The organism is Saccharicrinis aurantiacus, from assembly GCF_947489045.1.
In the GTDB taxonomy this organism is placed as follows: Bacteria; Bacteroidota; Bacteroidia; order Bacteroidales; family Marinilabiliaceae; genus Saccharicrinis; species Saccharicrinis aurantiacus.
The window spans coordinates 1-6,574 of the sequence record NZ_CANLCN010000041.1 but is presented as its reverse complement, the minus strand read 5'-3'; the positions used below and the strand labels follow the sequence as shown (position 1 = coordinate 6,574).

Sequence of the window (6,574 nt, the reverse complement as noted above, 5' to 3'; positions counted from 1 at the left end):
TGGTAGCCGCCAACCAATAAAAATTAGCCATAATGAGTTGATGACAGGGATCAAGCCACTTGTTAATAGATGTTAATAATAATTTCATAAAGCACTATTAAACAGGTAAATATAATTTTCTGTCATTGGTAGGAACGAAGGAATCTCAAGGCATAAGTTATCTCAACGGAGAAAGATTATATGGCAGTATGTTTTGCAGCTCACCTTGAGATCGCTTCATGCTTCGCGATGACGCAATAACGTAAAGAATAGAACGCAAAACACAAAAACTGCAAGGCTCACGGTATTGCGTCATTCCAAATAACGAAGGAACCTTAATGTGAGTGCCAAAAACTAAAAACAAATTAATCAGCAATAAAATCAAACTAAAAGAATGAAAGGATTAGAACTAATACAGAAGGCAATGCGCCTCGAAGAAGTAGAGCGTATTCCATGGGTTCCATTTGTAGGATCACACGCCGGAGCACTATTAAATCAAACAGCTACTGAGTTTTTATCGTCCAAAGAAAACATTGTTAAAGGCGTTAACGAAGCCATCAAGCTATATAATCCTGATGGTATTCCCGTAGCCTTCGATTTACAAATTGAAGCAGAAGCATTGGGTTGTAAATTAGCTTGGGCCGATGATAACCCACCAGCAGTAGTTTCGCATCCACTTATGGAAGGCAAAACACTCGACGATTTAAAAGTACCATGTGCCTGCAAGGCCCGTATACCAATGGTAATGGATGCCACGCGCGAGCTTCGCGATCAGCACCCTGATATTGCCCTGTATGGTTTAATCACTGGTCCTTTTACCTTGGCCCTTCACCTTTTGGGTACCGATATCTTCATGCAAATGATGATGGACCCCGAAGCTACGCACAAGCTAATGCGCTTTACCACCGATGTGGCTAAAATGATGGCGCAAAACTACATTGAGGCAGGAGCCGATGTAATTGCCATTGTTGATCCTATGACCAGTCAGATCGATCCAATGAGTTTCGAAACATTCGTAACGCCATATATCACCGAAATTAATGAAATGGTGCGCGAAGCCGATGCCCTAAGCTCGTTCTTTGTTTGTGGTAACGCACAGCAAAACATTGAGGAAATGTGCAAAACAAAACCCGATAATATCTCAATCGATGAGAATATTCCTTTGGATTTTGTGCGCGACATGGCCCTTAAGCATAATGTTAGCTTTGGCGGAAACATAAAACTTACCGTAGTATTATTAATGGGCGACGAGGAAGCTTCACGTCGCGATGCCTTAGAGTGTATGGATATTGGCGGTAAAAAAGGTTTTATACTTGCGCCGGGTTGCGATTTAGCCATGGAAACGCCAAAAGAAAACCTCATTGCCGTGGGCGAGTTGGTTCACAACGAAGTTTTGCAAGGTGAGTTAAGAGCCTCTGAGGCACAAACCGCCGGTATCGAATTGCTCGATTTATCATCACACTGGTCGAAAGAACAAGTAGTGATCGACATCATCACGCTCGATTCGTCATCATGTGCACCATGCCAATACATGGTTGATGCCGTTAATCGCGCAGCCGAAAGCTATGGTGGCAAAGTAGTGTACAAAGAGCACCGCATCAAAGAAATGGAAGGCGTACAAATGATGGCATCCCTAGGCGTTAAAAACCTACCAACCATTGTTATGGACGGCAACATTGAGTTCATATCGCAAATACCACCAATACAAGATATCACCGCTAAAATAGACCACTATTTAGCCGAGAAAAACTAGTATTGGAAAAAATCTCCAAGTGATTCCTTGGCTGCGGAAACAAAGCCTTGGAAATCACTTTTTGTTTTAATAATAAGGGCGCTCCCCTGCGGGTCGGGCTTTGCGCTATATCTTTGCTTCGCCAAAAAGGGCTCACAAAGGATGCCGCTTCAATCCCTAGCGCGAGTAAATGATAAATGGTGAATGATAAGTTATAAATAAGATTTACTGCACGCCTTAAGATTGCCGCGTTCCTCACGATGCCGCAATACTGCGTAGAGCAGTAGCGTAAAAAGAAGCTGTCAATCCCACGTTATTGCGTCATTCCGAGCCGCCAACCAATAAAAATTAGCCATAATGAGTTGATGACAGGGATCAAGCCACTTGTTAATAGATGTTAATGATAATTTCATAAAGCACTATTAAACAGGTAAATATAATTTTCTGTCATTGGTAGGCACGAAGGAACCTCAAGGCGAGAACGAAGTAAATAATTTAAGCAATCATAAACCATACATAGGTAGGTTATAAAAGGTCTACTTTAAGGCAATATAAGGGCAAAATTAGAGCTGTCTACCCTGAACAGAAGGCCATAACAAGCTCTAATTTAGGGGTAATTACCTGTACATTTCACAATAATACCCTGTAAGTTACAGGTATTTACTCTGTACGGGAGGCATTAATAAGCTCTAACTTACACCTAATTGGCTCTACTTTAGAGCTAATAACCGTGTAACGAACACCTAATTACTCTGTGTTAAAGGGCTTTTATACTTAATAATTAAACTAAGCAGCATGATTCAATTCAATTTAATTAGCGGATTTTTAGGCAGTGGCAAAACCACCCTCCTTCAGAATTTGCTTACCGAGTTGGCTCCCAAGCATAAAATTGCGGTAATTCAAAACGAATTTGCCCCAACTGGTTTTGATGGCAAAGAATTGAAACGTACCAACGACGATTTCCACTTGGTAGAAATTAACAATGGCTCCGTTTTTTGTGTATGTCAATTGGGAAGCTTTGAAAAAACCATGCTCGAGCTCATTGAAGTGCACCAACCCGAAATGATTTTTCTGGAAGCATCCGGTTTAGCTGACCCCATCAGTATTATTGAGCTACTAGATATGCCAAGTCTGGCCAATAAAGTGAGACTCAATCAAATTGTAAGCATGGTTGATGCACCAAACTTTGTAAAAGGACTCAATAAATTAATTCGGTTTAAGCATCAACTCATGATTGCCGATACCATCATTGTAAATAAAACCGACTTGTTTACGGCCGATCTAAACGATATTAACCAGCAAATAAAAGAATTAAACCCCTACGCTACTATTGAAAAAACGAGCTATGCCAAAGTAAATTGGGAAGCTATCTGCCAAAGCAATACCGGTAAAGCCGCCGCACAGTATCAGGGACACGCATCGGGTGGCAGGCCCGAAGAATTAAATGCATGTGTATTGCGCTCACACAATAAAATTGAAGAGCTAAAGCTATTGCTCTTTGTTAAAGAGTTGCAAGAAATCTGTCCGCGTATAAAGGGCTATGTGAATCTGTGTAACCGAAGTGTTTTAATGGTAAATAGTGTGTTCAACAATCTTCAAACCCAAATTATTTACAACTATGTTGGACCAAGTGAAATTATCGCCTTTGGGCATAAACTCAACGTTATAACCCTACGAAAACTATTTAAAAAATATACCGAATAGGAGTGATTAACTAGGCGCCTTAAGATCGCCACGTTCCTCGCGATGACGAAATACTGCGTAGAGCAGTAGCAAAAAAAGAAGCTGTCAATCCCACGTTATTGCGTCATTCCAAGGCACGAAGGAATCTCAAGGCGAGAACACACAGAAACAAACTAAAATAAAAACTATGGAAATAGTAGCAAATAATATAAAGGAGTATTGCTTCTCCATCAACGATTTAAATATCACAATTGAGGACTTGGAAGAGCTTGCTCCCATGGGGGATATGATTGAAATGTATCGTGATTTCTTAAATGCAGAAATTCAGAAGCTATCCAGCGCCAAATCAATAAAAGGCGGTTATGTTTTTGTGGAAGCCCAAGAAGCAGAGAAAGATAAAATCAGAACAAATAATATCACTTTTGACACCGGAAAACTAATTACCGCTTACCTAAAGCGTAGCTCTCATTATGTATTTTTTATTTGCACAGCAGGCAACGAAGTCAGTTCACGTTCTAAAGAACTCATGAATGCGGGCGAATTGGTGGAGGGCTACTTTCTAGACACCCTTGGTTCGGTGATGGTAGAAAAAGCCATGGACCAAATTCAAAATGAGCTGAATGCTGAGCTAAAAACAATGGGCCTCAGCAATACCAATCGTTATAGTCCGGGCTATTGCGACTGGGATGTAGCGGAGCAAAGTAAATTGTTTTCGCTGTTTCCGCAGCAGTTTGCAGGCGTTACTATTAACGAATCGTGCTTAATGCACCCCGTAAAATCAGTGAGCGGTATTATGGGCGTTGGTACGGATGTAAAATACAACGATCATGTTTGCATTGAGTGTAATAGCACCAATTGCATTTACCGCGATAAAAAGAAACACTAATAAAGCGCCACGTCATTCCGAGCCACCACCCAAAAAAATGGGCATAATGAATTGATGACAGTACAAGACTTATTTTTCACCACAAAGTCTCAAAGAACTCAAAGAAAATCTTGGAGAACTTTGTGCCTCCGTGGTGAAATAAATAAGCTCTGTCATTGGTAAGAATGAAGGTATCTCAAGGCAAGTTGTAACAATAAATTAAATATCTACTAAAACCACACAAAATGACAGCACTAAACAAAATAGAAAGCCACAACTTCGACCTATCAGATAGCGATATACTAGAATTATTAAACATTGATGCCACAAGCCCAGATTTTTACCGACTCATTGCCGTATCAAATGCCATAACCCGACAGAAAAGCAATAACAAAGGCTATGTGTTTACGCAAATTGGTATTAATGCACAGCCGTGTTCTATCGATTGTAAATTTTGTTCCTTGGCTTCGAGCCATTATTCCTTAAGCGAGAAGTGGGAGAAGAGCATTGATGATGTGGTGCTTGAGCTAAAGGGTTTAATGCAATATCATTTCGACGATTTCTTTCTCATGGCTACGGCCGATTACCCCGTTGGTAAGTTTCTGAAAATGGCAAAGTCGCTGAAACCATTACTACGTCCTGATCAGAAATTTGTAGCCAATGTAGGCGATTTTGATACACAAACAGCACAAGACTTGGTAGAAGCGGGTATTACTGGTATTTACCACATCAACCGTCTCCGCGAAGGTATAGATACCAAAGCCCAACCCCAACAAAGAGAAGCCACCATAGAGGCCGCCCGAAAAGCTGGTTTAGAAATATATTACTGCATAGAGCCCATTGGCCCAGAGCACAGCTACGAAGAAATTCTGACAGAGATAAAGCGCGCACGCGATTTGAATATTTCTGTTATGGCAGCCATGCGACGCACTCCTGTTGAGGGGACTCCACTTGCAGACAAAGGCATGTTAAGCACTCTTGAAATGACAAAAATTGCAGCAGTCACCAATATTGTGGTAAACCCCTCTCGCTCAATGAATGTGCACGAACCCTCGCAAATGACCTTATTGGCAGGTATAAACCAACTTTATGCAGAGTTGGGTGCCAACCCCCGCGATACTGATTGCCACACCGAAAACAACCGTGGCTTTACTCCTGAAAAAGCATGGGAGATGCTTTGCGAAGCAGGGTACGAGAGGTAATTGTTAATGTGATTCGCAGCTTAGTTTGGAGAGCGCCATTATTATTTAATAATTAATAGTTGTCGCCTTGATATAGCTTCTTTCTTAGAGATGACGCAATGCCTTATGGTAATAATGCACAGCACTTGCGTTTATTTCAAAAGGTATGAGTTACAAGCTCGAACTAGCGCATTGAACAAAAGCTGCAGTATTAAATGTAGCTTTGTTGTTTTATAGAAGCATGAGTTACAAACTCGCGCTAGCTTTGGGAAAATCTTTTTAAAGACCCTGAGATGCTTAAAAGACTCAACGAGATTGAGAAGATGGAAACTGAAGATAAAGGACATATCCTTTCTGTGGTGGATGGCTTTATTAAAAGTATTAAGCTTAAGAATATTGCTGCACTGTAAGCAGTTTCCAAAACACCATATAAAGCAAAAAGCCCCACTTTTAAATGCGGCTTTGTTGTTTTATTTACAGGCCTGAGGCCTTATGTGCAGCGACGTAGCCAGAGGCATACGCCGAACGATTTACTTTGTTTACTTGCTACGCTGAGCGGGGGATAAGATTTCAACTATTGTTATAATGATAAAATATATACCAAGAGCTATATTAGTAGTATACCTAAAATAAGATTGAAACATTAGACTAATAAATCCTTTATGGGAAGAATATAACCCTATTGCCGTTAATAGCAATACAGCTAATAGTAAAATAAACAATTGTTTATATACTTTACGTTTCGATATATTATACATCCCAAACACCAACACTCTATCTTTAAGCCAACTCCCATGGTTTATTAATAGAATTAACAATTTAAAGAAGGTTTCTGTCTCATATAGAATTTCCACTTTTGATTCTAATAAAAAATCTAATTCCTCTATTTCCTCTTCTGTTAATTCTCTTTTTTTTGTGTTCGTTATGAGAATTGGCAACCTTTCATTCACTAGTCTAAAAGCATCAGTATACTTCTGCAATGCAAGAAAGCTATCTATAACACAATACATTGAATCTTTATCCCTTTTAACTTCAACTTTATTATATTCATAAATACTAATTAACGTGAGTTCGATCTAAGCAGCCTTATTAATATGGTCATTATCTATGATGTCTATATTTAAAGAGGGTTTC

Annotated in this window: 4 protein-coding genes; all 4 read left to right on the top strand. The window is 39.9% G+C overall.

Annotation, left to right across the window (positions count from 1 at the left end; translation table 11 throughout):
- Nucleotides 1-373 precede the first annotated feature (373 nt).
- The 4 genes from QMO11_RS21715 to QMO11_RS21700 all read left to right on the top strand — a co-directional run bounded on the left by QMO11_RS21715 (nucleotide 374) and on the right by QMO11_RS21700 (nucleotide 5,461).
- Nucleotides 374-1,732, top strand: a complete 1,359-nt coding sequence (locus QMO11_RS21715; RefSeq protein ID WP_068472274.1) for a uroporphyrinogen decarboxylase family protein — start codon at nucleotides 374-376, stop codon at nucleotides 1,730-1,732.
- 774 nt (nucleotides 1,733-2,506) lie between these two features.
- On the top strand, nucleotides 2,507-3,415 hold the full coding sequence (locus tag QMO11_RS21710) for a GTP-binding protein (RefSeq protein WP_282040045.1): 909 nt from the start codon (nucleotides 2,507-2,509) through the stop codon (nucleotides 3,413-3,415).
- A 166-nt stretch (nucleotides 3,416-3,581) separates the two neighbouring features.
- Entirely contained in the window at nucleotides 3,582-4,280 is a 699-nt protein-coding gene (locus QMO11_RS21705; RefSeq protein ID WP_282040042.1) for a vitamin B12 dependent-methionine synthase activation domain-containing protein, read from the top strand.
- A 224-nt stretch (nucleotides 4,281-4,504) separates the two neighbouring features.
- Nucleotides 4,505-5,461 (top strand): biotin synthase BioB, encoded by a 957-nt coding sequence (locus QMO11_RS21700; RefSeq protein ID WP_282040040.1) that lies wholly within the window; start codon nucleotides 4,505-4,507, stop codon nucleotides 5,459-5,461.
- Nucleotides 5,462-6,574: the final 1,113 nt, after the last annotated feature.